The organism is Pseudomonas sp. NPDC089569 (assembly GCF_050280625.1).
Lineage (GTDB): Bacteria > Pseudomonadota > Gammaproteobacteria > Pseudomonadales > Pseudomonadaceae > Aquipseudomonas.
Genome location: NZ_JBNNVQ010000002.1, coordinates 25,199 through 51,705, shown reverse-complemented (window position 1 = coordinate 51,705; position 26,507 = coordinate 25,199). Strand labels below are relative to the sequence as shown.

42 protein-coding genes and 1 pseudogene are annotated in these 26,507 nt (G+C 54.5%); 14 read left to right on the top strand and 29 right to left on the bottom strand.

What is annotated here, in order from left to right; translation table 11 throughout:
• Positions 1 to 53: 53 nt before the first annotated feature.
• The 6 genes from ACQKP2_RS01370 (at position 54) to ACQKP2_RS01345 (ending at position 4,118) form a co-directional block, all read left to right on the top strand.
• Positions 54 to 1,214, top strand: coding sequence for a hypothetical protein (locus tag ACQKP2_RS01370; RefSeq protein ID WP_427573771.1), 1,161 nt, complete (start codon positions 54 to 56; stop codon positions 1,212 to 1,214).
• A 277-nt stretch (positions 1,215 to 1,491) separates the two neighbouring features.
• Positions 1,492 to 2,160 carry a hypothetical protein gene (locus tag ACQKP2_RS01365; RefSeq protein WP_427573769.1) on the top strand — a complete coding sequence of 223 codons (669 nt, stop codon included), beginning with the start codon at positions 1,492 to 1,494 and terminating at the stop codon, positions 2,158 to 2,160.
• Positions 2,161 to 2,240: 80 nt separating this feature from the next.
• Positions 2,241 to 2,510, top strand: coding sequence for a hypothetical protein (locus ACQKP2_RS01360; RefSeq protein WP_427573768.1), 270 nt, complete (start codon positions 2,241 to 2,243; stop codon positions 2,508 to 2,510).
• 3 nt (positions 2,511 to 2,513) lie between these two features.
• Positions 2,514 to 2,933 carry a hypothetical protein gene (locus ACQKP2_RS01355; RefSeq protein ID WP_427573766.1) on the top strand — a complete coding sequence of 140 codons (420 nt, stop codon included), beginning with the start codon at positions 2,514 to 2,516 and terminating at the stop codon, positions 2,931 to 2,933.
• A 128-nt stretch (positions 2,934 to 3,061) separates the two neighbouring features.
• A complete protein-coding gene (locus ACQKP2_RS01350) occupies positions 3,062 to 3,445 on the top strand; it encodes a hypothetical protein (protein WP_427573765.1) in 384 nt (127 codons plus the stop codon).
• A 142-nt stretch (positions 3,446 to 3,587) separates the two neighbouring features.
• Positions 3,588 to 4,118, top strand: a complete 531-nt coding sequence (locus tag ACQKP2_RS01345) for a hypothetical protein (protein WP_427573763.1) — start codon at positions 3,588 to 3,590, stop codon at positions 4,116 to 4,118.
• Positions 4,119 to 4,162: 44 nt separating this feature from the next.
• Here the strand turns inward: ACQKP2_RS01345 and ACQKP2_RS01340 are convergent, their stop codons facing one another.
• Positions 4,163 to 5,029 (bottom strand): hypothetical protein, encoded by an 867-nt coding sequence (locus tag ACQKP2_RS01340; RefSeq protein WP_427573761.1) that lies wholly within the window; start codon positions 5,027 to 5,029, stop codon positions 4,163 to 4,165.
• Positions 5,030 to 5,550: 521 nt separating this feature from the next.
• On the opposite strand from ACQKP2_RS01340, the gene ACQKP2_RS01335 reads away from it, so the two are divergent.
• The 4 genes from ACQKP2_RS01335 (at position 5,551) to ACQKP2_RS01320 (ending at position 9,337) form a co-directional block, all read left to right on the top strand.
• Positions 5,551 to 7,482, top strand: a complete 1,932-nt coding sequence (locus ACQKP2_RS01335) for an AAA family ATPase (protein ID WP_427573759.1) — start codon at positions 5,551 to 5,553, stop codon at positions 7,480 to 7,482.
• Positions 7,483 to 7,714: 232 nt separating this feature from the next.
• The gene (locus tag ACQKP2_RS01330; RefSeq protein ID WP_427573757.1) at positions 7,715 to 8,218 is read left to right on the top strand and encodes a hypothetical protein; all 504 of its coding nucleotides are present in this window, start codon (positions 7,715 to 7,717) and stop codon (positions 8,216 to 8,218) included.
• A gap of 210 nt (positions 8,219 to 8,428) precedes the next feature.
• Positions 8,429 to 8,647: a hypothetical protein gene (locus tag ACQKP2_RS01325; RefSeq protein WP_427573756.1), complete on the top strand. Its 219-nt coding sequence runs from the start codon at positions 8,429 to 8,431 to the stop codon at positions 8,645 to 8,647.
• Between the two features lie 120 nt (positions 8,648 to 8,767).
• Entirely contained in the window at positions 8,768 to 9,337 is a 570-nt protein-coding gene (locus ACQKP2_RS01320; protein WP_427573754.1) for a hypothetical protein, read from the top strand.
• Positions 9,338 to 9,823: 486 nt separating this feature from the next.
• Here the strand turns inward: ACQKP2_RS01320 and ACQKP2_RS01315 are convergent, their stop codons facing one another.
• The 28 genes and pseudogenes from ACQKP2_RS01315 to ACQKP2_RS01180 all read right to left on the bottom strand — a co-directional run bounded on the left by ACQKP2_RS01315 (position 9,824) and on the right by ACQKP2_RS01180 (position 23,125).
• A complete protein-coding gene (locus ACQKP2_RS01315; protein ID WP_427573752.1) occupies positions 9,824 to 10,129 on the bottom strand; it encodes a hypothetical protein in 306 nt (101 codons plus the stop codon).
• Between the two features lie 143 nt (positions 10,130 to 10,272).
• Entirely contained in the window at positions 10,273 to 10,521 is a 249-nt protein-coding gene (locus ACQKP2_RS01310; RefSeq protein WP_427573751.1) for an antirestriction protein ArdR, read from the bottom strand.
• Between the two features lie 254 nt (positions 10,522 to 10,775).
• Positions 10,776 to 11,516: a hypothetical protein gene (locus ACQKP2_RS01305; RefSeq protein WP_427573750.1), complete on the bottom strand. Its 741-nt coding sequence runs from the start codon at positions 11,514 to 11,516 to the stop codon at positions 10,776 to 10,778.
• A 104-nt stretch (positions 11,517 to 11,620) separates the two neighbouring features.
• Positions 11,621 to 12,379, bottom strand: a complete 759-nt coding sequence (locus ACQKP2_RS01300; protein ID WP_427573748.1) for a hypothetical protein — start codon at positions 12,377 to 12,379, stop codon at positions 11,621 to 11,623.
• An 87-nt stretch (positions 12,380 to 12,466) separates the two neighbouring features.
• Positions 12,467 to 12,715, bottom strand: a pseudogene (locus ACQKP2_RS01295) (antirestriction protein ArdR).
• A gap of 19 nt (positions 12,716 to 12,734) precedes the next feature.
• On the bottom strand, positions 12,735 to 13,109 hold the full coding sequence (locus tag ACQKP2_RS01290) for a hypothetical protein (RefSeq protein ID WP_427573747.1): 375 nt from the start codon (positions 13,107 to 13,109) through the stop codon (positions 12,735 to 12,737).
• A 238-nt stretch (positions 13,110 to 13,347) separates the two neighbouring features.
• Positions 13,348 to 13,533, bottom strand: a complete 186-nt coding sequence (locus ACQKP2_RS01285) for a hypothetical protein (RefSeq protein ID WP_427573745.1) — start codon at positions 13,531 to 13,533, stop codon at positions 13,348 to 13,350.
• Positions 13,534 to 13,559: 26 nt separating this feature from the next.
• Positions 13,560 to 13,727, bottom strand: a complete 168-nt coding sequence (locus ACQKP2_RS01280) for a hypothetical protein (RefSeq protein ID WP_427573744.1) — start codon at positions 13,725 to 13,727, stop codon at positions 13,560 to 13,562.
• A gap of 281 nt (positions 13,728 to 14,008) precedes the next feature.
• On the bottom strand, positions 14,009 to 14,281 hold the full coding sequence (locus tag ACQKP2_RS01275) for a hypothetical protein (RefSeq protein ID WP_427573743.1): 273 nt from the start codon (positions 14,279 to 14,281) through the stop codon (positions 14,009 to 14,011).
• Between the two features lie 510 nt (positions 14,282 to 14,791).
• Positions 14,792 to 15,223 carry a hypothetical protein gene (locus ACQKP2_RS01270; protein ID WP_427573742.1) on the bottom strand — a complete coding sequence of 144 codons (432 nt, stop codon included), beginning with the start codon at positions 15,221 to 15,223 and terminating at the stop codon, positions 14,792 to 14,794.
• Positions 15,224 to 15,244: 21 nt separating this feature from the next.
• Entirely contained in the window at positions 15,245 to 15,991 is a 747-nt protein-coding gene (locus tag ACQKP2_RS01265) for a hypothetical protein (protein ID WP_427573740.1), read from the bottom strand.
• Between the two features lie 148 nt (positions 15,992 to 16,139).
• On the bottom strand, positions 16,140 to 16,565 hold the full coding sequence (locus ACQKP2_RS01260; protein ID WP_427573739.1) for a hypothetical protein: 426 nt from the start codon (positions 16,563 to 16,565) through the stop codon (positions 16,140 to 16,142).
• A 325-nt stretch (positions 16,566 to 16,890) separates the two neighbouring features.
• The gene (locus ACQKP2_RS01255) at positions 16,891 to 17,199 is read right to left on the bottom strand and encodes a hypothetical protein (protein WP_427573737.1); all 309 of its coding nucleotides are present in this window, start codon (positions 17,197 to 17,199) and stop codon (positions 16,891 to 16,893) included.
• A gap of 18 nt (positions 17,200 to 17,217) precedes the next feature.
• Entirely contained in the window at positions 17,218 to 17,451 is a 234-nt protein-coding gene (locus ACQKP2_RS01250) for a hypothetical protein (protein WP_427573736.1), read from the bottom strand.
• A gap of 129 nt (positions 17,452 to 17,580) precedes the next feature.
• Entirely contained in the window at positions 17,581 to 17,850 is a 270-nt protein-coding gene (locus ACQKP2_RS01245) for a hypothetical protein (protein ID WP_427573734.1), read from the bottom strand.
• 112 nt (positions 17,851 to 17,962) lie between these two features.
• Positions 17,963 to 18,232: a hypothetical protein gene (locus ACQKP2_RS01240; RefSeq protein WP_427573732.1), complete on the bottom strand. Its 270-nt coding sequence runs from the start codon at positions 18,230 to 18,232 to the stop codon at positions 17,963 to 17,965.
• A 14-nt stretch (positions 18,233 to 18,246) separates the two neighbouring features.
• On the bottom strand, positions 18,247 to 18,537 hold the full coding sequence (locus tag ACQKP2_RS01235; RefSeq protein WP_427573731.1) for a hypothetical protein: 291 nt from the start codon (positions 18,535 to 18,537) through the stop codon (positions 18,247 to 18,249).
• A 14-nt stretch (positions 18,538 to 18,551) separates the two neighbouring features.
• Positions 18,552 to 18,767 carry a hypothetical protein gene (locus ACQKP2_RS01230; RefSeq protein ID WP_427573729.1) on the bottom strand — a complete coding sequence of 72 codons (216 nt, stop codon included), beginning with the start codon at positions 18,765 to 18,767 and terminating at the stop codon, positions 18,552 to 18,554.
• A gap of 412 nt (positions 18,768 to 19,179) precedes the next feature.
• A complete protein-coding gene (locus tag ACQKP2_RS01225) occupies positions 19,180 to 19,317 on the bottom strand; it encodes a hypothetical protein (protein WP_427573727.1) in 138 nt (45 codons plus the stop codon).
• 43 nt (positions 19,318 to 19,360) lie between these two features.
• On the bottom strand, positions 19,361 to 19,594 hold the full coding sequence (locus tag ACQKP2_RS01220) for a hypothetical protein (protein WP_427573725.1): 234 nt from the start codon (positions 19,592 to 19,594) through the stop codon (positions 19,361 to 19,363).
• Between the two features lie 15 nt (positions 19,595 to 19,609).
• A complete protein-coding gene (locus ACQKP2_RS01215; protein WP_427573723.1) occupies positions 19,610 to 19,804 on the bottom strand; it encodes a hypothetical protein in 195 nt (64 codons plus the stop codon).
• 100 nt (positions 19,805 to 19,904) lie between these two features.
• On the bottom strand, positions 19,905 to 20,528 hold the full coding sequence (locus ACQKP2_RS01210; RefSeq protein WP_427573721.1) for a hypothetical protein: 624 nt from the start codon (positions 20,526 to 20,528) through the stop codon (positions 19,905 to 19,907).
• A gap of 17 nt (positions 20,529 to 20,545) precedes the next feature.
• Positions 20,546 to 20,716, bottom strand: coding sequence for a hypothetical protein (locus tag ACQKP2_RS01205; RefSeq protein ID WP_427573719.1), 171 nt, complete (start codon positions 20,714 to 20,716; stop codon positions 20,546 to 20,548).
• Between the two features lie 652 nt (positions 20,717 to 21,368).
• Positions 21,369 to 21,569: a hypothetical protein gene (locus ACQKP2_RS01200; RefSeq protein ID WP_427573717.1), complete on the bottom strand. Its 201-nt coding sequence runs from the start codon at positions 21,567 to 21,569 to the stop codon at positions 21,369 to 21,371.
• A gap of 14 nt (positions 21,570 to 21,583) precedes the next feature.
• Positions 21,584 to 21,829, bottom strand: coding sequence for a hypothetical protein (locus ACQKP2_RS01195; protein WP_427573716.1), 246 nt, complete (start codon positions 21,827 to 21,829; stop codon positions 21,584 to 21,586).
• A 17-nt stretch (positions 21,830 to 21,846) separates the two neighbouring features.
• Positions 21,847 to 22,194, bottom strand: a complete 348-nt coding sequence (locus ACQKP2_RS01190) for a type II toxin-antitoxin system ChpB family toxin (RefSeq protein ID WP_427573714.1) — start codon at positions 22,192 to 22,194, stop codon at positions 21,847 to 21,849.
• Entirely contained in the window at positions 22,191 to 22,445 is a 255-nt protein-coding gene (locus ACQKP2_RS01185) for an AbrB/MazE/SpoVT family DNA-binding domain-containing protein (protein ID WP_427573712.1), read from the bottom strand. The genes ACQKP2_RS01190 and ACQKP2_RS01185 overlap by 4 nt, the downstream gene beginning before the upstream one ends.
• Positions 22,446 to 22,888: 443 nt before the next feature.
• The gene (locus ACQKP2_RS01180) at positions 22,889 to 23,125 is read right to left on the bottom strand and encodes a hypothetical protein (RefSeq protein WP_427573711.1); all 237 of its coding nucleotides are present in this window, start codon (positions 23,123 to 23,125) and stop codon (positions 22,889 to 22,891) included.
• Positions 23,126 to 23,548: 423 nt separating this feature from the next.
• On the opposite strand from ACQKP2_RS01180, the gene ACQKP2_RS01175 reads away from it, so the two are divergent.
• From ACQKP2_RS01175 to ACQKP2_RS01160, 4 genes are all read left to right on the top strand, one after another.
• Complete coding sequence (locus ACQKP2_RS01175; RefSeq protein WP_427573710.1) at positions 23,549 to 24,202, top strand: hypothetical protein; 654 nt, start codon at positions 23,549 to 23,551, stop codon at positions 24,200 to 24,202.
• A 70-nt stretch (positions 24,203 to 24,272) separates the two neighbouring features.
• Entirely contained in the window at positions 24,273 to 24,653 is a 381-nt protein-coding gene (locus tag ACQKP2_RS01170; RefSeq protein WP_427573709.1) for a DUF6283 family protein, read from the top strand.
• A gap of 504 nt (positions 24,654 to 25,157) precedes the next feature.
• Positions 25,158 to 25,589, top strand: a complete 432-nt coding sequence (locus ACQKP2_RS01165) for a hypothetical protein (RefSeq protein WP_427573708.1) — start codon at positions 25,158 to 25,160, stop codon at positions 25,587 to 25,589.
• Positions 25,590 to 25,975: 386 nt separating this feature from the next.
• On the top strand, positions 25,976 to 26,434 hold the full coding sequence (locus tag ACQKP2_RS01160) for a hypothetical protein (RefSeq protein ID WP_427573706.1): 459 nt from the start codon (positions 25,976 to 25,978) through the stop codon (positions 26,432 to 26,434).
• Positions 26,435 to 26,507 lie beyond the last annotated feature (73 nt).

The following is a 26,507-nucleotide window of genomic DNA, read 5'->3' as shown; positions in this document are numbered from 1 at the left end:
GAATAATAATCGCCATAGCCAATGGCTCTCCCTGTATTGAATCTGGAATACCAATGTCCGGCCTTAACGACCTAAAAGGTGTCGCAACTAACCTCGAAAGCCCGTACGTGCTCAAAGAGTTTTTCCTGTTTGAGTCTCGCCCGCAGAAGCGAGAACAGGCACTGCTTGTTGTAGGCATCGAGCAATGCAACCTTCCTGGCAAGGGATCAGATCCATCCTTGGGGTATGATCTTTTTCGTGCCAGGGCAGAGAAATCAGGCGTTACCAACTCTCCCTTTCACCCTTGGGGTAACTCAATTTCAGTCGCTGTATGTCACAAGACGAGGACTGTGATGTTTGGACCCGTCGGCCAAATCCAAATGTACCCGGAAGGCAGCGGATTGGGGCCGGCCCTGATGGCCAAAGTCATCGACTGGCTGCATAAATCCGAGCTGCATTCGTACAGCATTGCTCCGGGCACCCTCTCGGATAACACAGTCAAGACCGACGAGGCTCGCGTTCAGCGAAACCTCTTCTACATGAATTTTGGGTTCGCTTTGGTGGGCAGTGACAAGCACAAGGCTCCAGCCCTGGGTACGGAGGTACTTAACGGCAATTTCTCAGCTCCAAGCGTCGGCGATTTGGTGGTACCCGCAAAGTACGCAAAGCTACTGCGAAAATGCGCTGACTTTCACTCGGCGCTTAGAGATGAGCGCGCTGCCTTTATTCGGCTGAAGCATGATGTGAGAGGCGATCGAATCTGGGCCCGCGGGCAAACCAATTTCGCCCCGATCAAACGATTTGTGTTGTGGATGATGAATTGCCCGATTAAGCCACCAGAAGACTCCAACCCTTCGGATCTTAAGCGGCCTCGGCCGGGGAGCGAGCTCCCCATTATTGAAGAGCCTACAGCAACGCCGCGAGTTGCCCTGGTGAAAGCCGGACTTCTAACAAGCGCCCTAATCATCAGCGCTCTTCTAATTGCACTGGGAGGGTTCGTAACGGTAAAAGACGCCCAACTCTACTACCGCGTGGTAGACAATCCAGGCTGCTGCGGGTGGGTCGAAGAAAGCCGACTAGCTAGGCCATGGACATACCTGATGGTCGATGAGTGGACTGAGCCCGCTTGGGAGTCTGGGCCGGGCAATACAACGGAGTTTCTGATTTCCAATGGTATGGTTCACGGCGAAATAAAATTCTGGCGCGTCATGGGTGAGCGACCGATCGGTAAGTAGTATTCATCCGTTCCAACCCCAAACGGGGGTGGACTGAACAAAGCAATCGCATAAGCCGCGCCACTCGCTACCACATCCTCAAATCACAGCGGGCGACAAATTGATCGCCCTTGGTTCCAAACTTCATCTCCCTCATTACCCCAATCCCCTGGAAAAACACACCCCGTTTTGGTTTTCGCTCGCTCCTCAGTTTGACGAAAATTCTCCTTGAGGTGCTGGCACGAGCGGTGTCGATGCATCATCAGTGCATCGAATTTAGCTCCAAGGGGAATTGGACATGACCGAGTTGTTCCAGATTGAAGGGAAGCCGGCGCGCCGCGGCGATCGCGTATTTCACAGAGCCCAGACGCGAGAACTGGGCAAGCGCTGGGTAGAAATTATCGAGCTCAAAGATGCCCATCGGGTTAGTGTCCGCGTACTCGAAGGTGCCGGCAAAGGGGCAGTGCCCAGTATCCTGATCAGCGACTTGCGCTGGGAAGAGCACGCCACCGATGAAGAAATTCTGGACATCTACAGCCAGCTCGGCAAAGGCTCTGGCTTGGAGATTGAAGCTTTGGCACTTCTGCATTCACGCGATCTTTCATTGCAGCGTGCCGCAGAAACCGAATTGGAGCTGCGTAGCCAAATTGCCGCGCAAAGCGAGTTACTGACAGAGCAAAACAACCTTCTTTCACGGTGCCAATCACGCCCGCAGTATTTGCCTGACGACTTGGTAACGGGCATTTCAAATGCCATGCGTGCCTACAGAAAGCTTTTTAGACCAGTCCCCCTTCCAAAGACTGCCGAATTATTTCGCAGTAAAGGAACTGGCACCTGGCATGTCGCGGTTCTGCAGAGTCGAATCTGGAAATCGGTTTCTAAAGATTTTCGTTCCAAGCTCGATGCCCGGAAGTGGGCTACCGCAAACGGCTTCCAACTTGACCACTCAGCTAAGGAGCAGGCTTGACATGATTTCATCTGATCTGACGAAAGTCGTAACCGGCGCGCCCGCCAAGTCTCCTAGACTCGTAACCCATGAGGCCGACGATGAGCACGTTTAAGAAAACCTTCACTGGTGAGGCTCCATTCCAAGCTCTGCACGCATGCAGTGACTGGCTGGAAGAGCGTGGATATAGCCGCGGTAGCACCTGCGCGCTCTACCCGACGGGTGTCCTAAATGGAGAATGGGACATTGCGAAGTGGAAGAACCTGACCAAACAAGAGATCGCCGCGCTCGACGGGCAAATCACTGGGAATACGCGTGAAGGTCCTGTCACGCTGCACCTGAAAAAACCTCCCGTCGATCACTCGGAGTAATGGATGCCTGGCAACTCGAGGCTCCACCACCAAAACACAGAAGAAACGCCGGCGGCGTATCGAGGTAGTAAGCTGCATTTCTTGGCGGCTTTAGTAGCGTTGACACTGGTGCTCGCTGTCGGTGCCGCCAGCGCAGAAGCAATCCAGGTCATCAACGACAGGAAGATCATCGAGGGGATGACCCAGCCTGTGATACTGGAGGTGGTCGGTTCCAATCCGCGGTGTGGCTACGTTGCATTCCTGACATTAATCAACCCAGGCACCCCAAAAGCTCAATGGCTGCTGAAGGCAAAGAGCCTCAGTTGTCGGGACCCCGAGCAGTATTCGATCAAGGTTACCGATGCCAAGGCACTGGTGGTTTTGGATGAACTACCAGTGCCGGCCAAGACTACTCTTAATCTCATCGACCGTACGGGTAAGTGACCATGCGGCGCAGCCTGCGCATACAGCCCGCGCTCATAATTCTTGGCCTGGGGTTCTGTCACCCTCCAGGGTGCGTGACGATACCTCCACTCAGGCTCTCCAGGGCCTTCTATCCCAGTGGAGGCATTATGTCGAACCCAACCAACTACAAAACTCTGGCCGGCCTCCTCAAGGCGGCCGAACGCGTACTGCAGGATAACCACAACGGTTCCCGGACCAGGTTCGACGGCATGTCGCACGCGATGTGGCTGCACAATGCCGAATATGTGGCCAATACCACGTTCAGTGACGAAACGTCGATTCAGGAGCTGCGTCGGAAATGGTCCATCAGCCGCCCCCAGGAACTTCGCGGAGGCCATGCAGTGTTCGGATTTCCTCTGCCTACCCGCGAGTACGCGGTAGGAGACAACGTCCCAGGAGTAGGTGAAGTTAAGGATGTCTTCAACGAGCAACTGCTGGTGGGTGGCCAGTGGTTCCACAAGAGTTGTTTCGAAAACGTCACCCGCGCCTGATCAATCCCAGGGACAGTCGTGAAACGTGGAACAAACCTGACTAGTTTGTCCGCGCGCGTCGCGGATGCTTTGATCCGACGCTGTCCGCTCCGTGTCAGCCCCAAGCACACTTCGTGATGCAGATGTAACTGTGGAGATTCCCATGCTCGACCTATCAATCGAAGCGCGCGCCAGCTGGGCACAACGTCTAGTTGTTCACCACTTTGTAGATCTCTCCTTGCTTTCCCTCGAGCTATCGAAAGCACTCCATTCAACTGGTCAACAGATCAGTGCGCCAGATATCCAAAGCCTGATGCTGCAGTGCATCAGCGCGAACCAATTGAACGGCTGGCACCAAGTCATATCCGGAAACCACTATGTCGGGGTACCGCTGTTCCTGCGGCGTTACGGAAAGTGGCTGAGCTCATTGGGCGAGACTCTTGGATTCAACTGCCTGAATTTGGATTTCGAAGACTTGTGGGCTGACGAATCAATGCCAGAGGTACAGGCAATCATGTTTGGGTTGACTGATCGCTTGACGACGGAGTTCCAAGCAGCCAAAAAAATCAAGGACATCTCGGGCCTGGTGCTGGCGCTGAAGAACATGCACTTGTCCAAATGCCGCGGCGATGCTCCGGACCAGACCACTGTACGTACTCAGAGAGCGATACACGGGCTTTGGCTCGTTAAGTAACTTGGTTGGAACAATGGACACTACTTTGATATTCATAGCTACTTTTACCAAAGTTGCGATTTAATGCTTAAAGAGGTCTTGTCACCTGTGGAAAGAACAATTTCAAATGGTGTTTCTTCATGTGCTTTGATTGAGTCTTCCCAAGCAGTTTGCACCGTCTTTGTAGATTCATCAGGCTCTCCAAAGCAAAAATCCACTTGCTTGTAACCATGCGCCTTGATCACGGTGAATTTCTCAGCATAAATCGAGAGCTCTCCTTTCGGCAATATCAATTTTCCGTAATCAAAAACAACGCCATCAAAGTCGCCAGAGTTTAAAATATTGACTGAAAAGCACATTTGACCGGTACGAACTTCTTTGGTATCAGCGCTAGCCATTGATAGCCAAGTTGTTAAATTCTTTAATGCTGCATTAAATTCTTGTATCTGGCCAGGCGTTGGAATTGCATCCGCCATATTTCGCGGCATAGGAGAAGATGACACCGCTGTCAGGCTCCCCTGTAAGCCTCTAGATACGGCAATAACTGTTTCGAAACACGAGTCCTTCCAAGGGTTTCCGTCAAGCCAATCAACGCAAGTCGCATCGCCCTTCATCAGTTCTTTTTGGGTAATTACGTCGCGGATTTTCGCCTCCAGCCAAGGCAATGAGTGAAGCGATGAAATAACTGATTCCGGAATTATGTGCGACTGCAGGGAATAGGTTTGCTCGATACTTTCAATAAAAAGTTCAGGTTTCTGAAGGCTGTGGTTTAGATAGAATCCGAGTGCAACCGAAATCGGACTTAAAAATATTGAAATTATTGTCGTTATAAACGCCTTTCGGCTTGTACTTTCTTCAACCGGAAGTGGAGGCGCGCCGGTTGTTTCAGCTCGCCCGGACGCTGGCTGCGTAGATTGAGTGGATTCAGGCATATTACCTCCTGAAGCGGTGACGTCGCCTTACCCCGCAAGAGAGCGATCTGAGTTGATATTCGCGTTCCCGCTTTGACGGAATATTAGGTAGCTTCCGAAACGCGAATTAATCTGGGGCTCACATGTAAGGTAGACAAAACGATAACAAAAGCAAGCCGCTCTGCGGTGCAAGCTCGGCTGGGTACCACCACATTCCAGAAGCTCGACTCAGCGTGGGGCATTGGAAGTTGACTACCTTAAAGTGGGTTCTACCTAAATTCGGTCACTGGTTAGCTTGCGAGTGACAGAAGATGGTCGCTCTTTGCTGGTCATGGCCAAATTCGATGCAAATGATTGGTCAAGTCTGTGCAATTAACCAGCAAGTCACGAATGCCCCCGTCTACGACCTACTCGCACCGCGATTTCTGTGAATTTCTGGTCCTTGTTTTGGCTTGCAGGCGCCCTTCAGCACGGTACTTTTAACGCCGAATGATAGGCGTCCTGCAAGTCAGGGACACACGAAATTGAACCAGGGTGACTGCATGTCCAAAGTGGGAATCAAAGCTCGAGCAGCCGCAATTTTGCGAAGCCGAATTGCCAAATGCATTCTCTTCGTAACCCTTCAGGTTGTGCTTCTTGTTGGCATCTGGATCTACAAACACCACGCTCCCGCGGTAGTCGTAGATGATGGCACCATCACCACCATGGGCAAAGCGCTTCAAAAGGACGATAAGCCATGGACAGAACACGAAGCTAAGTTTTCGACGTTCGTGGACGACATGCATGCAGGGAATATCGCGGAAGCTGTCTCAGGGCAAGAAAACCTGTACGTCACCCTCAAGGATGGAAGCAAATATGCGATCAACGACAAATACGGATTCGTAAACCGGCAACTCTACGATCGCTTCCTAAACGACACTCCACCTCAATTCCAATATTCCGAGATGAAAGGCCACGCGTCCTTCGGATCGTCGGCCGATGTCTCGCCAGGTTATGCCGTCGACATGGTGATGCGCTTATTGTTCATCATCTTCATCCTTGTCACGCTCTACCCAATGGTCCAAGGCTTTATTCCGTCCCGCACGCCAAGGAAGGTAACCGGCGTCACGTTCGACGATGTGATCGGCTGCGAGGAGGCAAAGCGTGCATTGCTAGACATCACCAGGGCGCACAAGCACCCAGAGCAATATGAAGCGTTGGGCGCTCAAGCCCCCCGCGGTGTTCTGCTGACTGGCCTACCTGGTACGGGCAAGACACAACTGGCCAAGGCCTTGGCCACCGAATGCGGAATGAATTTCATCACCGCCAGTGGAAGTGACTTTTCAAGCATGTGGATGGGTATGGGGATCATGAAGGTGCGCAACCTCTTCCGGCAGGCCCGGAAGAAGGCTCCTTGCATTCTGTTCATCGACGAGATCGAGGGTATCTCCAAGCGCGTCTCTGAACCACGATTTGGAGAAAGTGAGCAGAATAGAATCATCAACCAACTGCTCATAGAAATGGATGGCTTTAAAAATTCCAAAGGCGTGTTTGTGATCGGGGCGACAAACCTTGCCGAATCGCTCGATCCAGCACTACGTCGCGAAGGTCGATTTGATCGAACCATCGTTGTGCCGTTGCCCTCCATGGAGGACCGCAAAAAGCTCTTGACCCATTACCTGGGTAAATTGCGGAACGTCACCCCGATGGACGTCGGTCGACTGGCCTCGACCTGCATGGGTCTCACCCCCGCGGCGATCGCCGCAATTACCAACTACGCCGCGATCCTGGCAGCACGTGAGGATTGCTCCACGATTGAGGAGCGTCACGTAGTTGATGCCATCGAGAACCACCGAATCGGTGAGCAGCAAACGGGATTTAATTCCTACTCGGATGAAGATCGACACACTATTGCAGTACACGAAGCAGGGCACGCGGTTGTTGGCGCTCTTCTTAAGGTCGGCAACATCGACAAGGTCACCATTCTTCCCCGCGGCCAGGCGCTGGGGGTAACGCTGATCATCCCCCTTGAGGACAAGCGTCTGCACCGAAAGTCAGATTTGGAGAACCGAATAGTCATGTTGCTCGCCGGCCGCGCCGCGGAGCTCGTGTACAAAAGCGAAACGTCTTCCGGCGCAGCCAAAGACCTTGAGGAAGCCACCCGTATCGCGCTGACGATGGTGAGCAGTTTCGGCATGGGCCCGTACGCTGACCTGGCCAGCTTGGGAGTTTTGCGTGAGGCAGGTATCGAAGTCGACGCAACCAGTACTCTGAACCTGGTGAACAAAGTCCTCCAGGAGCTGGATGCCAAATGCCAGGGGCTACTCAATAAACACAGCGAAGCGGTTGAAACGGTGATCGAGCAGCTGCTGAAAAAGGAAACCATTGACGGCTACATCGTATATCGCGCCTTGAATTTGCCCGGCGCGGTTTCCCAAGCTGGAGAGGCTGATCACCTCACCCAAGCGGCCTACGTGACCAACGAAATGGTGTAATCGATCTCTCAGCGCCCCGCTTAAGCGGGGCGTAAACGGCCAAAAACGGCTGACCCGCCTTACGACTCCAGATCTACTTCGTATCCAAAACGACAATCAGACTGTTCAAGCAAAGCTCCTGGGGAATAGAGCCGTCAATCGTCCCTGCGTGTTCAGATTTATATCCCAAGCAAGGGGTGGAGGCACGGGTGGGGCTGGATGAAGATCTGCTCACTAACCAAGGAGTTCAACCATGCAAACATCAACTCAACAACCCAACTCTCTATCGCGCAACACCATCTTGTATGAAACCCGCGAGGAGCTCATTCAAGAGCTGAGTACTCGGCGCTCCATCTCCCAAGCGGATGCCTCAGGCCTGGATCGAGGCGGCCTGTGCCGCCTCGCTGACGACCACTGGGGCGCCTGTTCGGAGGATCTGCGCCAGGCGATGCTGAAGCACCCACACCATTTTGTGCGTAGTTGTGCCGTGATTGCGCAAGCCGGTCTCATTAAGGCGCACGACGGTGTTTTGAAAGAGCAAACCCAGGAATTACTCAAGCTTCGTCTACGTGACCTCGATCGCCAGGCGGCCGAGATGGAAACCAATCCCGAGTTTCAATCCCGGGTCAGCGTTCCCAACAGCCAGGAGAACGAAGAGATGGTCGCTCTGAACGTTACGCTGTTCCATGTACGTCACCGTTTGAAGCACCACTTCGGTTATGTGGAACCCAAGCACGCCGGAAATTGGTTGCTGTAGGTCGGACTTGAACGAGTGCTACATATGACACAAACGACGCAAAGCAAAGGCGCAAGGCACAACCAACCACGGCCGAGTATCAGCCTGGTTGTTGTGTCCCCACGGGTAAGCCACCGGCCGACAGCGAGATGGTCCATTCCTCTCAGGATAATTACCCGCGAGCGAAAGATTGACCGCTCCGCGGCCGCTTGCGCCAGCAAGGCGCATCGCATGGCCGCCACCATCCGTGCAAATGCGCCGGCAGACTGGTTGGTTGAAGGACTCAACGATTTTGACATGGAGCTGTGCGATATCGTCGAGCGTCTGGAGGCAATGACGCCTCATAGATTCCCGGGGGACTGTGCAGATACGCATATCGACGACCTCAATCAACTGCTTGCGCGCATTTTCGACTGGGCGGACGACTCGAACGTGTGCCTCGGCCTTTGAGTGTCCTGGCGGCATTGCCGAGCTAGGCAATAAACGGAATAACACCGCTTCTGGCACATTAACCGGAATTGTCCAATAGCCTCACCACAACGGGCACCGGCCCAATTTCTGAGGTATCAAATGGACGACATCAAACGCCAGACACAGAAGCGCTTCGAACAGCTGGCCAATGCGGCAGGCTGGCAGGCGCACCTCCCACCACCGGAGGCAGCGGAAACCGCCGTACCTGTATGGCTGTACTCCGTTAGCCACGACAGCGGCCCTCGCCTCTTTTCACAGCTGTACTTAAGCGCTTATCGAGATGGCAAGTTCCCGTTTGAAATCCCCAAAGGCCCTGGATTCGAGCCGTGGGATATCTATGCCGGGGCCATTGCCGAATTCGATGCGATCAAAGACCCTGCCTCCAAGATCGATCTGCACCAGCACATGATTGCGGCCCAGCTTCTATACGCACGGAGCACTCGTACCTGGGAAGCTTTGCCTCCGCTCAATTCGGTCCCTGGACTGCACTTTGTGGTGTTCGACTGGCTGGATAAGAAAGGCGTTCGACACATGCGGCCGGCAGCGGCCACCGGTGTTCAGCCGCTGTCCATCGAAGCTCTATGCGAGATGTTTTTTCTTGCCCTGAACTTGCATCTGGCCCGGAACCCCCATGAAGGACCGGTTTTCAAGGAACCAGCTTCGGCATAGCGCGAACGTTAACTCTGCGTGCAACCATAGGCATTCATTTCCAGCCGGCAATAACGCCACCTGAAATCTTGTCATGGTTGCCCTGCTCCCTCCGACCACCGCCACAAAGTGAACCTGGCTCGGAGCAGGACGTTCGTTTGTGATTGCGAAATACCCAGATCAGTATCTTGCGGTGGGATATTCTCCCAACGTTGGTATTTCATGGTGGTAGGGAGTCAATACCGAATACCGCTGCCCAGCAGGTACTGGGCTTGGGTGTACCTGGTGAGATTTTCCTACTTCAGAACAGCCAATCGAGAGAGATATCACGTTGTTCGCGAGGACGATCCGGCGTCGCTGGACGATCAAACTCCTCGCGGCAAGGATCACACAACGTGTAACGAACACCTGCAGTCGAATAGCTGCGTGCTGTTGGCTGACTGGTGCCGCAGCGATCGCAGGTAAGACAAAGCGGTTTCATCGTCATCATCGGTCGTTTTCCTAGGCTTACTTGCGGGGCAGATCGAGGTAGGCCTTCATCACTCGATTCAACTCTCGGGACAACAGAAAAATGGGTGCCCCCGACGCACCTTCGCCATTCTCAAGGAGCGGTTTTCCCGACCATCCCGCAATGAACAATCGCTGATCGCCTTCCAGATCCTTCGCAAAGGGATCGGCCATCAACTCTTCCTCGGACTGAAGGTTGGACCAGTTGATGGATTCAGCACCCACCCCCACAGACGGGCCAGCGTTTCGCGCAGCTTGCTTGCTGCATCCTTGGCGACTGTGGCCTCGATGAGTACCGAACGGCATGAACCCCGATCCCACCAGTGAATTTCCGGCGTATCATCGCGTGTATCTGCCACGTTCTGTTCTCCAATCTCTGACGCGAAATCCGCGTTCGTACTTAGCCCCGAAAGGCCGGGGCTTTGGGGTAAAGCGGTCGATTATTCCGACTATCCGTCAGGGTCAACCGCGACCCACGCTTTGGCACCGTTGTTGTCGTCGCCGCCCTCGGCCTTGAAGACCAGCCCGGCCTTGTCCACGGCATAGGCGCCTGGGCGTTCGCTGGCCGGATCACGCAGTTCATTCTTCCAGCCGTACACCTCACCTTCCCACACCAGAACGACGCCATCACGGTGTTCCTGGTTGCCTGCTCGCCACTTCGCGGCGGTCGAGCGTAGCGCCTCGATCAGTTGTGCCATGGTCACGTTTTCCTTTCAGTTCTTAGCTTGCTCCTGCTGCTCAGCAATCACCTCAATCCACAATGCCAAATCAGCGGCGGCATCGTTCATATCTGCCAAGCGCATCTTGTAACCGTGTTTCTGGCCGCGTTAGGTTTCTGGCGTCTCAAAACCTTTTACGAGCTTCCCGGTACCTACGAACGAGTCGCTGGGCGTCCTTGTCGAGGTTGGCTTGCAACGTATCAGTTGTTTCGCTCAATCTCTTTCCGGTGCACCTAACGGGTGTAGTTGATGAAACCGAAGTTATAGCCACGTAACATATCTACGGTCTTCTGCGCCCGTTCCGGGAGAGGAGCGAACTTTGGCGCAAGTTGTTCGAAATATGCCTTCGTGACATCGATGAAGTGTTCGGGCACGTCAGGGTGCGCCAGGTTTTCGAACATTCCGCCTTTGCCGAAGTGGCGCTCAAGGTACATCCCAACACCATGCATCTTGGACTGCCATGTGTAGGGGTAAACGTCCTTCATGTCGGCGGTCATGGTGACTTTTGGCTGGATGAGGGCGGTCCCGTGGGCGAGCACATTTCGCAGGGTGAAAAGGACGCTGATCCCTTCCTTCACGTCCTTGTCGATTTCAGAGTCAAGCGCCGCGCCGTAGTAAGAAACACCTGCTGTCTTTACAAGATTGTCCCATCCCCCGGAACTCTCCAACTCAATCAGAAATTTCTGCAGGAGGCGGGTAGGAGAATCGTGCTCGGTGCGGCCAGCGCGTGAACCACGTTCCACCGCTTCGTTCAAGTCGGTCTTCACTCTTTCAGTGAGGATGGTACGGACAGTCCCCTCGACAAAGGATGCATTCAAAATGAGCAGCCCGAACGTGTGCATGTAGCTGAAGTGAGCATGCGGTTCAGCGCCACCTGCGCTAGCCCTTCTCAATGTGTCTCTATGGGCAAGCGCCATGCTTTCGTAGGCGAACAGCAGAGAGGTGGCTGTCTCCCAGCCAAGATAGTTTGTCATATGGTTTTCCCTGCTCGATCCTGGGCGCGGGAATCGCGCCTATCTCTACGTCCTCGGCCCCGGTTTTTTAAGCCAGGGCTTCGGGTGCAACGGGCGACTATTTCCTATCGAGTAGTGCTGTTCGGCGGCATCACGCTGGTGATGAAGGCAGCGCCTTTTAGCGCATCACCCCAGACACGCATCGTTTCGACGCATTGAGGCCTGGCGAGAATCTCGGCGCGCTGCATGTCCAAGTTACGCTGTACCTCTTCCAGCCGCTGTCCTGGGGTCATTTTCAGATCCATGCTGAGGTAGTAGCGGAGGGATGATTGAATATCTGACAACAAACTGGAAACCCTACTGCGATGCCATTGCGCGGTCGTGTGATTGGCCCAGCGCGGCGCTTGTTCCTGCATCGCGTTGCGCAACGCCTGGTGGCTCGGTAAATATACCGTTTCTCCTAGCACCACTTCAGCGACTAGGTGCAGTTCCAGAATCTTCAACTGTTCGGCTACTGTGTCACAGGGGAGAGAGAATTTCGCTTTTACCAGCAGTTCGGCTTCCCGCTCCCACTGGTGGCGTTTTTTGGCCATGGCTTTCTCTGCGCGGTCCTTGCGCTCTTTGGCATGCTCAACGTTGTACTTAACCGAATCCAAGAGGGCTGCCGCGTTACTCAGCAGCTCGCGTTGCTCGTGAGAAAGTTTTTCACCAAGGCGTCCGAGCAGCGAATGGTGCTGCGTGAATGCGCGTAGCTCGCGGGCTGCAGTGGTTAAACCTGTCTGCACGCTGCGCATGTCCTTGGCGCTAAAATAAGCTCCAATCTCCATTACCACGTCAGAAGTGATGCCTGTGGCCTTGGTCAGCTCATCGCGTGTATCTGCCACGTTCTGTTCTCCAATCTCTGACGCGAAATCCGCGTTCGTACTCAACCCCGAAAGGCCGGGGCTTTGGGGTACATCGGTCGATTTTTCCTACTGTCGGTCTGGGTCAACCGCGATCCACGCTTTGGCACCGTTGTCGTCGCCGCCCTCGGCCTTGAAGACCAGCCCGGCTTTGTCCACGGCGTAGGCGCCTGGGCGTTCGCTGGCCGGATCACGCAGCTCAATCTTCCAGCCGTACACCTTACCTTCCCACACCAGAACGACGCTATCACGGTGTTCCTAGTTGCCTGCTCGCCACATCGCGGCGGTCGAGCGTAGCGCCTCGATCAGTTGTGCCATGGTCACGTTTTCCCTGAACTTATACCTGCCGAACGATGGTGCAACCCTGCTCCACATATTTCGACGTTAAAGCTTCCGACGTGATAACAACCAAATTGGGATGGCTACAGGTGAGCGCAACCGGGTTTGAGGCTGGCATTGGGCTGGCCGATAACCGTAGTTCCACAATTTTTGCTGCCAACATCAGAGAGTCACCGTTTGCATCTGCACTCAACGCTGAAGCCTGTTGCTCGCTGAGTGGCACCCGCTCGTAATCCCACACAAGGTGTTGTCCACCCGCGAGAGAGTGGAACAATAAATCGCTGGCACTCACTGATTGAGTCTTCGAGGCACAGCCGGTGAGCGACAAAAGGGCCAGCGCGGACGCGGCCAGAGTAATGCGAGCTTTCAGCATGGTTCGTTCCTTCATTGCACTCCGGCCTACCCGGTGTGCTTCTACTGACCTAGCCCCGCACAATGGCGAGGCGTGGGTGAACCTGGGCGGCGAATTCCTGGAACAAATTAGTGGTTGGCCGGGGCAGCACTCATGATGCATGCCAAAACTTCACCAGGGTCGGTTATCCACCGCCCGCCTGCATCCAACATCGGTAGTTTAGAAAGTATCCTTTAAGTCTTCGATATCGATGCAGAGCCTAAGACGGGTCTGGTAGGTAATCAGAGGTGCCTTCCATTCGATCCTCACGCTCGGCCCACATCATTGAAGAACCTGCGCCGCAGGCCTGCGCCAAGGGCACAAGAAGATCTTCTGGAACTGACTTTGACTCAGCACCTAGACGAAGTAGCAGCTCGTAGAGCTGCTTCAATTCTTCGCGTTTCATAGGGACATCACCTCGATTTTCCGTGATTAATCGGCGTCTTCTACATCGTCACTCGCGGCCAGTTGGTGACGCACGAAAATCGCATGGGCGTCTGGATCGTTACGCATCGATTGACCCTCTGCGTAGCCACGCTGGTAATACAGATCGACCAACTCACAGAGCAGAGACGCGGCATTCTCTGGTGTCGGGCACATAAGCATTTTTCAGTGATTTGCTCTAGCAATTCGCCCGCGTCCTCTGGCTCGCCACCCGCTATTTCTCGCAAGGCGCGGTAACCGCCAGTGCTTGTTTATGCTTCATCGTCGATAATCACTAGATCAATTCGCGGCTTTGAAATACTCGTAAAGCATGATCCCGCCAAGCACCAAGGCAAAAATCAAACTCGGCCATAGGACGTTATTCCAAAACCGTCTTTTTTCGATTTCCTCATTCGTCATGCATCTTTTTCCGTTAATAGTTCAGATGGTCCCCGTGGTTATTCGGCGTCGGCCGGTGCGTATTCGTCAGGCTCGCCCAGCGCAATCCGCGCAGCCGCACCGATGAACCCCATCAGACTATCCGCCGCATCGGCCATTAGGGCGCGCAGGCGAAGGGCTTCCTCCGGGTCGCCTTCGTAGGACAGCCAGGCATGCCGTGCCTGGCGGTAGGCATTGAAGCCCTCCAGCTTGAGGTCATCCAGGGTGATGGTCAGCGGCTCGGTCAGCAGCGCCGGCGGCTCGGTGCGGGTGTACTTACGACGGGTGGCCATGGGTGGGCTCCTTGCGTTGGATGAGGTGGACGCCAAAACGGACATCCTTCTACGGCCTCGGCCCAGCGCGGGGCTGGGCTTGTGGTGTTCCTGGGCGGCAAATCCGCGCCTTTTTCCTATTCGTATGCCCAAGAGATTGGGATACCCGTTTCCAGGTTGGCGAAGCCCGAGCCATCGTCGAACATTGGTGAAGCCTTAAGGCCCTCATCAGTCTTCACGAAGAAAATCCGTTCAATCCCTTTTTCCGTCAGCCGAAGAGCCCTCGGAGGTAGCCCATATTTGTCAATGGAATGCCAGTGAATCCGGCTTGGCTTATGCATTACTTTTCCTTGATCGGGCGACCTACGCCGCCACCTAAGATATTTTGTAGAGCGCTTCGGCGCGCTCGCGGAGTTCGAACCGACCTAGCGTTTCGAGCCCGGTACGAACTCGATACCACTGACCATCGAAGGTCAAGAATAGGGCCAGCGTGCTACCCACCATGTTTGGGGGTACAGCGGTCGATTTCTCCTAGACCTTTGCAGGAAGTGTTTCGCTGTAGCCGCACGAGTGACATTTTTGGCAGTCCTGCAATGTCGGTGCCCCCTCACTTTCCCACGCCGCATCAGGCCGATTCATGGTTGTCGAGAAAAGGGCCTCACCGGGCTTCAGTGGGTTACCACAACGCGGGCATTTATCGCCCTGGTTCGCAATCGTGGTTGATTCGATGTTCACCACCGCTGCGTCCGCATACTCGGTAGAAACCAGAATAGTTAGGGCTGCTAGCAGGGCCTGAGCTTTCGACTCTTCACTGAACCGAAGCGGACCATTTTTGCCTTCCTTGGTTTTGATTGGTGTGTCGGGAAGGAGCATGCCAACTGTGGTTGCTGAAGGGTCAATTGCGAAGCTCTGTACCAAGCCCCCATCGGGCTTTTTGATGACCCAGTATTTTTCTTGCTGCATTTATGAATTCCTCAATTTTTCCTATCCAGCTTGGCTTACCGCCAGCATTGCAAACGCACCAATTGCACACCCGACCGCAGCCGGCAAGCAACCTAGATACTCAACGCGCTTCACAACGCAGTAGATTGATGAACATACGAAAAGGGCGATTGCAGTCCAAAGTGCTACGTAAAATGCCACCCTGAACCCATTGACGGCCAATACAAACCCACCCACCCAACACAAAACCCCCACAAAGAACATCAGGATGTCGAAGCGACGGATTTCATTTGACCACGACTCTTTAACGTCCGAAGGCTCCTGCTGGTGTTCGAAAGGGTCAGGGCGCTCAATGGTTACGGTGCCTCGTTTACCTTCAACCCGAAAATCTGCATCCGAAGCGTGGGCGGCATCGAGCATTGCCTTGGCCATACAGTCGACAGCGTTTGTCACACCAAGGGTTTCAATAGCTCGTGCTAGCTGTTTATTGAATTGTCTAAGGTCATCCGATTGAGGCTCTTCATGCTCGCAGTCTTGATCTGCTGCCGCATAATCGGTTGCCGTTTTCAGCAGCAACACCATAGATTCAGAGCCATCACTGTAAACGCCGTTTGCAAGCTCGCTGCCAGTCACAGGCATGATTTCCATAGCTGCACTACCGTGTATACAGATCGTCGTTTGTGGATCAACTCCATCGGCTAGGGCTGCACAGGTGTACTTGTTGAGTTGTTGCAGGCTCATGCGCGTCGGTTTTTTTTGTGAAGTCGGGAACTGAAATACGTTGGACATAGCCAATTTTTCCTTTGACTCGTTGCTGCATGGGTAGAGCGGCCCGGCCTGACGTTTGATTTTCCTCTGACAGCATGGCGATCGCAGACAATCGGTACTCCGGGCAGCTCTCCGATGCTGCCCCGTACGGCTGTTCAATTTTTCCGTGCTATTCGGGCTTGTTGGGCTGCGGCTCAACCAAGGCAAGACCGTAAAGAATCACCACTACTGCCGGGATGCCCCAAAAGAAAAGCTGAGCTACCGCCCGTGCCACGGCTTCAATGTTTCTTTGCACGTCGATGGGAGCGCTAGAGCCAGAATCGGCCATCACGTTGCCCAGGCCGATAGAGCCTACGGCGACGACTGCGACCACAAAGAAACCTAAGAACTTCGCGCTGCTTCTGCCTTTCGATAACGCCCAAAGTATGAAGCTGGTGACAAGGCCACCGAAAAAGTAGCTAAACCCAAAGAAAGACACGCCAATGGACTCTGCACCTTGACGGAAAATTTCGGTCTGGAAACCGATGAATGCCACTACAAAAGAGATACCAAATCCTGCAAGCAAACCTGCACCTATCTGGTTAAAAAAGCTCATTCGTCTCATCTGTTCTATCTTCCGATGTGATTTTCGTGATGCGGAAATTGCGCATCTTCACTGCGTCGGCCCAGCGGTTCGACGGCTAGGCTTATGGTGTACCTGGGCGACTTTTTCCTCTAACTCGCGGATACGCGTTTGTTCTTGCGAAACCGGTGTTTTCGGTAGACGTACATAGTCACGATTTCAAACACCGTCACTCCGGCAAGCAGCAGTAAAAAATTCGTTATGGAAAATCCCAAAACCGCTGGCCCAACGATTACCGCTAGCCAACCTATCAAGCTGACGATTCTGTTAAACGTTCGAATCCGCATGCTCATTTTCCCTACAGGAATCGAGTGTCCAGCGAACGCTCAAGGCGATCAGCCGTTTCTTGTACCTCAATGCGATAGCAGGCCAAGCTATGTTTCGCTGCCTGGGCAAAGGGCATTGTCCCCGTGACCCATTCCTCAAGGCCCATAGGTTCGGTGCCGGTGTTGTCCTGGAACTCGACGAACCAGCGAGCCTGCTGATATCTCGCTGAGCCGACGCACTTCTGACAAGTCACCCGCTTCACGTCGGGTGTAGAAACTGTGTTGTTGGTCTGCCCACAGGCAAGAGCATCGCCGACCGAGTAATGCATAACCATCTTCATTTTTCCTCCACGAATGGGCTACCAGTTCCTTTTCTTTGCGACTCTCAATCCACAGAACCCCAAAACGAAAACGACCACCCCTAGACCACCACCCGGTACTAGCACCACACAAAATTCGGTGCGAAGGTCAGGCCCCGCGAACGGATATGTCCAGATGGCAAGCGCACCCGCTATTGAAATAAACACGCAGGCCAGGCCGCCCCAAAGAAACATCAGGTTCGTGCGCCGCTCAACGTGTTTGAGTTCGCTCATTTGATTTTTCCGTTGTGTCTGTGACTGTCGGCAACCGACTCGTTGAATCGGCTCCTGACAGGCCCCGCACTGCGCAGGGCTTGCCGAGTTACAGCTCCACCTCGTTCTGTACTCACGCCTCGTAAGTGATTACGCTGGCTGCTCGATGAGCTCAAAAACCGTCCCATCAACACGCGTCAATGTCAGACCAACAACATGGCCTGCGACATGATTCGGATATTTCGGTGAGCCATCTGGCATGTTGATGCGATAAAAAAATGCACCATCCTCCGCCACGTCACCGACATGAAAAGAGTCGTTTTCAATGAAACGGTTGTCCTGAAAATACCCTTCAGTAAACATTTCGTGTCCCACCGGGCGCATGCGGTAAATCTTTCCGGCTTGCATCATTTGTGTCATTGCTCATCTCTTCGTTTATTACGGACGCGAACACCGCGCCGCCCTACGTCCTCGGCCCCGGTTTTTAGGCGGGGCTTGTTGTGTACCTGGGCGGCAGATCTGCCGCTCATTCCTAGACTGATTTACGAGTTGTTTTGCGCCGGTTGTGAGCAAACAAACCAGCCAGAGATAGCGCACCAAAACCTAGGATTACGAGCGTCACCCCTAGGTAAGTGCCAGCCAATCCGTTTAGTAGGTCAATCCCCGCGTAATGATCGGGAGCTGCGCTCACATCACTCTCGTTCCAGTACATAAACGTACCGAGAAGGATCGCTGCAATTCCGGCTATCGCAATCTTGCGAAGGGGAAGCCTTACCGCCTGATTGTCCTCAACTTTCTTCATCCTCTTTTTCCTCGTTACTTCGGCTGCTCGCCTACCCTTGCGGTGAAATATGGATTTCCACCACATGACATCCACCAAGGCTTGGAGTTACCAGACTCTTGAACTTCCAAATGAGGGCCGTACAGTTTTGAGTTTTTCCGGACGAAAGCACTCACTAGCTCGCCATCAGTAAGACCATGCTTTGCCACCAAACACTTGAGCACATCTTTGACCTGGCTCTCAGTGAGTGCACTGTGGGGGATCTCCTTCGACCAAGTTAGCTCTGTGCCCTTCCAGCCTTCAATGATCCAAACGCGCTTGGCCATGGTCGTTTTCCTTGTCACTCGGTCGGCGTTTGGGCCGCAGCGCGCTCAGTGTTTTTTGCTGCATCTGCCCAGGCTTCGGAGGCGGTCTTGCCGTTACCAAGTCGAACGCTCTCGCGCCCCTCGGGGTATCCCGACCAGATTAGGACGTAGCTGCCACCACCATTCTTCGAGTAGCGCCTCTTGGCAGCGCGGGGGTGAACTGCTTTGACTTTCTGCTCACTGGTGGCCATTGGAGTTTTCCTTCATTACTGTCCGACTGGGCCGACTCATCTTTTTGCGATAGTCCGCAATGCTGCAAAACGAGAAATCTGCCCCTTGTTGCTCCGCGTGATGACGTATGCGAATCCAATTGCCTGTAAGGGCGCACCGATTGCTAGCACCGTCACACAAACGGCTGTGAAGTAATGCGACGCCAGCTTGGCGGATGAAGCTTCAATCCACGCCCAAGCTATCAGCAGTGCCGCCAATGCACCAACCACGTAGAGAAGTGCAAAAGACCTATGCCGCAATGGCTCCTGTTTCCTCATCGTTCCTTCCGATTTTTCGCGGGCGCGAAAATTCGCACCTTATTCTACGTCCTCGGCCCCGGCTTTTAGGCGGGGCTTGTGGTGTACCTGGGCGGCAGATCTGCCGCTTTGTTCCTTAGTCGATCTGCTCGATTCGGCCATCTGGATAAACGCGACGATAACCACCGCCGTTGCAGTTCACCTCTACGACGAACCCCGGCCAGATTTGGACGATTTGCCAGTCAGCTTTTTGCATGGCCAGTTCCTTCTTCATGGCTCGCTTTTCTATGTGTGCGGATTGTTTACAGCTCAGGGCGTCACACGGTGCGGGCGGTGTGGGCAGCGGCCCGCATTTCAGCGGACAACTGTTTCCACTGCTCGCCACTCAACAGGTGGTGCTCGAGCAGCGACGTCATATAGCCGGCCACGAACTCCTCGGCGATCATGGCGATGCTCGGGTGCTTACGCGTGCGCTCCACCATCTCGACGATGTGGCTGCGTACCTGGGCGATCAGTTCGGGGCTGTCTTGTTCGATTTGGATCATCGGCATGGCGGGTTTTCCCACTTACTCGGCTGCTTTGCGTTGAGCTGCTTTCGCGGCCTTGGTCGGCCTGACAATCAGCCAAAAAATCAATGGCGGAGTGACCAGCACAATCGCTAGATTCAACAGGTCACGCGGGGTGTTCCCCCAGAAAGCGGCAGAGCCAAAAACCAGCAGGACCAGCACGGTCGCGGCCAGAGTCATGCGAGCTTTCAACATGGTTCGCTCCTTCACTGCACACCGGCCTATCCGGTGTGCTTCTACTGATTCAGCCCCGGCGTAGGCCGAGGCTTGGGGTGCAGCTGAGCGTTTTACGTGATTAAACCGGCACTGCCGGATGGGTGGCATTCCACTGCTCGAAAGCTTCCTGAGTGGATGCCGCTTTAATCTTCTCGCCGCACTGGCAGCAGTACGCAACGCCACCGGATGCGCCGACATCACGGTGCCCTTGCTGGCATGGGTTCATGCGCCAATTGTCATCGTGGGCTTCCTCATCCACATCCGGCTGATGCGGCTCCGGCTGGAACTGGGCGACATACTCAAGCACAGCAGCCACCCGCAAGCCGGTTGCACTACCCTTGTCGGTGCACTCGCGGTAGACCTGACCGCTCTGGACCATTTCGCCCAGCATTTCGGCTGCCTTGTCCAAGTACTGCTCAGTTTCGTTGGTGTGCTCGATGAGCTGTTGGTAAGCCTGTTGCGACTCGCGATGGCGCCGGTCCATGGCCTGGACGATTTCGAGCAAGCGCTCGGTTCCGATTTCGTCTGTATCACCCAAGCAGAACCGGTCTCCCGCATCCTGAGTACACTGGCAATCGTCGGTCAGCACTTCCGAGCTACCGACCCACCCGCATATCGTGCACTCGGCTGCATAGAAGCTCCCCACCAGTGGCTCTTGGCCGATGTAGAGCGGCATGCGGACCATCGTCTCAACGTTGCTCATCTTGATTATTCCCGAAACTATTCGTTAACGTCGTCAGGGCACTGATCCAGGGTCTCTCCTACGGCTCCCAAGGGTGTGACCCATCGCCCAAACGCAGGCACGCCATCAATATCTTCTGCAAGCCAGACCTCAACCTTGCCACTCTCAAATTCGACCCGCCAGGCGAGCACCTTCTGTTGTTCAGCCATGCTCTCTTTCCCTCTACCACTACATGTTGTGTTCGGTTAGCTGCTTACTGGCACCAGATATTGTGCTGGGCCTCCTACGACCTCGGCCCAGCGATTGTTGGGCTTGGGCGTACCTGGGCGCTTTCCTAGATAACTTGATCGACTGGACGGACCAATATTTGACTCCGCTTCGAAGCCGCCGAAACGCTGGAAAAATCTTCACCGAGTCGTACGCTCAAGAGTTTGAGAAGGTCATTTTCTTGAATGGCCCAAAGCCCAAACCAGCTGTTCGTTCCGTGGGGTGTAGAAGGCAGGTCCCAACGCTCTGGGAGCGCTAGGGCGGTGGAGTCAGCGACTGGACGGACAGCGATTCCAGTTCGCATAGAAGCGTCACGCACGCTCACATAGGTTGCGCCAATCCATACGCTCATGAGATGCAACAGATTGCACTCACGTACCGCCCACAAGGAATGACTGTCGGAGAGATTGTCCGGGATCTCAACCGCCTCCCAGTGCTCCGCTTCAGTAAAACTAGTATTTACCGCGTTGCAATCCTGTGCTGTGTTCACGATGGCCGTACTCCCTGAAATTTGCGGACGTGAAAATCATGCCCCTCGACGTCCTCGGCCCCGGCTGTATGTCGACCAGGGCTTGTGGTACAGGGGGCGATTTCCTAGATATGGATAGGCGCTTCTTTGAGTATGTGGAATGCCTTCACCTGCTCAGCGCTGAGAGGCCCCCAGTAAGTTGGCCCACGGCAATCATCCATTTCCAAATAGTGCTGACCATCCGAGCCCTTGAACAACTTGAGCGCACCGTAGGTATTGGAGAACGGAGAAAACGAAATAAGCTTTTTGTTGGGTGTGACAGTCATATAAGGTTTTCCTTTCAGGTGTCGATGTTCGGCCAGAACTCGACGTCGGGCCGAACTGGCCGGCCATGCGCGGCGTCGGCGTAGCCGAGGCGGGCTAGGCGCTGGGCACGGTAGGTCAGGCCGCGTGCATTGCTCCAGGGTGCTCCGGCCTCGTGACGCTTACGACCGACCATGTACGGTATATCAACACTGATCGAGTGGTGCCCTGCACCCTCGGCCCGCAAACGGGCGACATAGCGGTCTAACAGTTCGGCACGCATGGCGTCGGATTGCTCTGCTAATCGATTAACACTTGAATGCGAGCCAGCACATCATCCATCACCACTTCGGGGACCAACTCCACGCGCTTAGTGCCACGAGCCTCAAGGTCTACAGTGCGGATCTGATTGCACAGCACCACGCCTTGCGTTTCAGTACCGGAACCACTCAGAGGCACGGCAAACCCGGCGTACCGGGCGAAGTCGCCACCTTGGGTGATGGGCGCAATCAAGGCCAAGCCCGAAACGTTAAAGGCCGCAGGCGAAATGATCAGCGCCGGACGGAAATCGCCCTGCTGCTCACGGCCAGCGGTGGGGTTCAGGTTCAGGCGCACAATGTCGCCCCGGTTGAATTTGGTCCGGTTCACGCTTCACGCCCTACAGTGGGCATGGAGTCCCACGCGGCCAGTTCGGCTGGCTCCGGCGCGGACAAATCACACTGCGCCATCAGGTCAGCCAGTTTGTAATGCGGCTTGGCTTTCGCAGGCTTGAGGGTCATCACCTCGGCGGAAACATCAAGTTCCAGCACATCGCCACTGGCCACATTCATAAGCTTGAGCACGGTAGCAGGCAGGCGGATAGCTGCACTGTTACCCCACTGCTGAACTTTGACTTCCATAACAACCTCCTAAAACGTAGTTTCATTGTAGATACAATACGGGGAGACCGCAACTGCTTTGTATAAACATAGTGTCTACAATATCAGTTCGAAAGCCAGGCGTAGAGAGGACTGACTAACCGTCAGATACGGCTTGGAATGGTCGAGCTTCGGAGTGCCCTAAAAGGGTTTGCACGACTTCTACGTCCCCGGTTGCAGCCAGCAGCTTTGCGGACAGAGTTTGCCGCTCTGATTTGCGGCTCCCCCCATCGGTCTTGTGCCGTTCGCACCGTTCGGTCATGGTGGAACGACCCGGATAAGCCCAGCTCTTTCCCCTGTCCTGACTGGGCCGTGAAGGACCTAGAAAGCGCGATCTACGAGCGCAACAAGAAGTGATATTCAGGAGCGCAATGCTCCTGCAATCAACACAGCGCAAAGATCACGGAAAACTCGAGACGGCCCAGCTACTCTGCTTCGGCCTGCCTGACCAGCTCGGCAAGGCGCTGCGACAACTCGATGGTGCAACGGGCGTAGGTCGCATAGGCGTCTATTTGCTCGGCTCTCAGTTGATCGAAGGCGTAGACGCTGACCCGATCGCCGGCCAAGCTCAACTTGTAATCAGCCTTTTCCAGTGCCTGGCGAGCGCCTTCCACCGCGACCATCACCATTCTGAGCGGTGTAGCATCAATCATCAGCGACATAACGACGTGCTCAATCATCCGTAGATGGGCTGTCAGTTTAGCGCGTCCGTGCTGCCTGGAAACTGGATGCGCGAACGTCATGGTTAATTGCGCGGATAGTCGCCCCCACTTCGGGAGATGACCAGAGCCCAATCCGCGGGCATGAGCAAAAATGCAATCCGAATTTCTAGCTCTCAGTTTGGCTTTAACAGACCAAAAATTGATGTTCCAATGGATTTGCCTTGGGGGTAGGCACCCAGGTCGGCGGCTTCAAGTCACGCGCGAGTCGCAGTCGATCGGAAAGCATTCGTGCGTCCCCTCCCCTTCAGCTTGACCTTGGCCCGTGTCTTCACCGACACGGGCTTTTCTTTTTTCAGAATGGCTTCTGGCACGGCTACATCGGCGGATTATCTTCCAATCGATAATCACTAAAGGACTACCGCAATGGTTGCCAATCAAGTTCAATCTACCTTCTGCTGCGTCCCAAAGCCGATGGACATTCACCAACGTGAAATGCTGGCAATCAAAGCTGCAGGTGCATTGTTTGAAGCCATGAAATGTGCAGACAAGTCTTACAGTGCTGCCGGCATCACCTTTGTCCAGGACGGGCGTTTCACGAAAGCGAAATTCAAGGGTATTACAGTGGCCAGCTTGATCGGCCGCTTCAATAAAGAATCGTTGCTGAACACTATCCGCTCAAACATCGCCGATCATGCCCATTGGGTGGGCGTTGACATTGTCCCGATTCTGACGTCACAAATCATTCTTCCGCAGGGGTATACCTTCCGCCTGGACATGGAACCTCAGCTCATTGAGATCAGAAATCGCGGTACCAGAATGGTATCCGGCTACGTCCGCGGAAAACCGTCCGCAGACAATCAAGCACTGCAGTTCCATGCCGAATTCCATATAGGCTTGCAAGCCTGCCAGGCACATCTGATCGTGAGCGCCGGCGATCGCCTGAATCCCGGGGAAGATCTACTCGCTGAGGGAGAGCACATAGTGACGGCAGAGACGTATCCGGAGCTTGGAGAGAAGATTGCCCAGCGTTTCAATCAAGCCATCGCCCGCGCGACAGCAACCAGCTCAATGCAATAATTTAAACGTCGGTGGTTTAAATGGGAACCAGTTGGTTACCCAGGATCTGAATCGAAATACAGGACGCACAATGAACTGCGCTGAAAAACCGTGCCCAACCTGCCCATGGCGGAGATCATCCACTGTCGGTGGTGCTGACATTCCTGGGTTTTCAATTGAGGACATGCGCAGGCCGGCCAATACGGTTCCACCAAGAGGAACCGCCCAGGATGGATTTCTTACCATTATGGCCTGCCATCACAGCAAACCCGGCCAAGAGTACGCCTGCGCTGGCTACATTGCTCAGCACGGCCAATCGAACATCAACGTCAGGTTCATGGCCCGTGCAGGCACTGACCTCAACAAAGTGCTCGCAAATTGTGCCGGAATCGATCTTTACGACAACTTCTATGAAATGCTGGATACCTTTGAGGCCGCCTTGGCAGTTCAGGACAACGAGTCTTTCAGGTAACGGCCGGCGGCTACTCCCTGAACACGCTGTGAGCCCACTAATAAAGTTCGCCTCTGCACATTCGCCGGCACGAATCCTGATCGTAGAGAGATTCCTGCACCTTGACGGGCTGCTCGTCGTAGACCTGCTCGCTACGGTATAGCCGGCCAAATCTCACAATGGCGAGTCAATCACACAGGCGAACTGTCGAGTGGTTAGTCTCGACAACGACGTTATGCTTGAACCTGCGCTGAATGGAAGAGCAGCGCCAGTACCCTGCCCCCACTCCCTCCTTCTGAGGGCAAGGCCTTTAGCCGGACTCTGTGCCCATTCAGAGCCCGGCTATTTTTTGCGTCTCAACAAGCACTTCTGGCCATGCCGGTACATTAGGAATTAAGTCCTGGTGCAAACACACATGCGAGGTGGTGGCACGTCCAACCCGGCGGGACGATAGCTTTACTCAGGAAGAAGCGAGCGCTGTTTCAAACTCAACCCTTCCTCCACTGCCACTTCAAGGACTTCACGATGATCGAATTACTCGCCGCTGCTCTGACCACGTTGATCAAGGACGAGCAGTCCTTTGCGCGTGCTGAAGGGCTGTACGCTGAATATTTCCGAAGCGCTGAAACCTTTACCGTGGCAGACGGGCACTACCCACGCTCGACGCTGGTGCAGTACCTGATGGAACCGATCCTCCGCGCTATTCCCAGCGAAAAGGTGCCTGTGTATTTCGACGAAAACGACGACGAAGACTTCGACCGTTGGGACGAGCACATGCTTGAACCGGAGATCCTGAAGCCAGGAATGTCCCGGGTGGAGGCTGAGCAGGTTGTCGATCATTTGGAGTTTGTAGAACTGTGCAACTACAAGGGCGAAGGCGAAGGCGGCTTTGAACTCGCCTGCCGCGTCGCGCACCTGCGGGTGTTCATCAGCAAATACGAATACCAAGCGGCATAACAAATCTGGAACCGTCTGGAGCCCTGGGCGGACTGAATCCCAACATGGGGAATCCAACATGGATGGTCCGCTGCTCAGCGGTGGAGATATTCCATGCCCGCAATGCCAAGCTACGTCCTCAGAGGCCAACGCCGAGGCCTGAAACTCCATCGACCCATGTGCATCCCCGCAAAGGGCAGTACAGAGCAGGCGCACTGATTCTCGCCCTTGCACCGAGTGACGACCATCTTTGCGATGCAGACCCCGGTTTATTTCCCGGCCTCGGTTTCCACCTGCGCTGCACCTCATGCTCCAAAAAACATGGGGGAAAAATCCGTGGGGCTGCTGTTGGCACGGGTTAACCGGCGCAAGAATTTGCTCATCAAATCACGCGATGGAGCAACCCTATGTCTCAGCCAGTTCTGTATCCATATCACCCCGTCAGCGGTAAGCGCTTGAGCGCCACTCTGGACTTTATTGAAGGCTCAGTGGCCTGCGACATCTTCAAAGAAGATGGAAAATTGGTAATCGAACAGGGTTCAGAAACCCAGATGCTCTGGGATACCGCAGAAGAACAAAACAGCTGCGCGGTTCGTTTTCTACTGGACGACGACAACACCGAATGTCTTGAGCAGGAAGCGCTGTGGCGCGAGGTCGATGCGGATCGCATCGAGATCGATGTCCCGGGCAGCGCAACCACTGCGCTCACCGCGAATACCCTGCGTGCGCGACTTGCAGAACTGGGCAGCGCCGCGCGTGAAGTGGTGCTGAATGCCGAAGCCGGCCAGAAAAATGGTGATGCCCTGGCACAGCTTAAATACCTGCTGGAATCGTTGGGCCTGATGGAGCCAGTAGACGAGGAGTAATCAGTATCGCGCTTCACACGGTGGGGCTCACGTCCCCCACCGCCCCAACCTACTTGAACCCAATGGATACCTT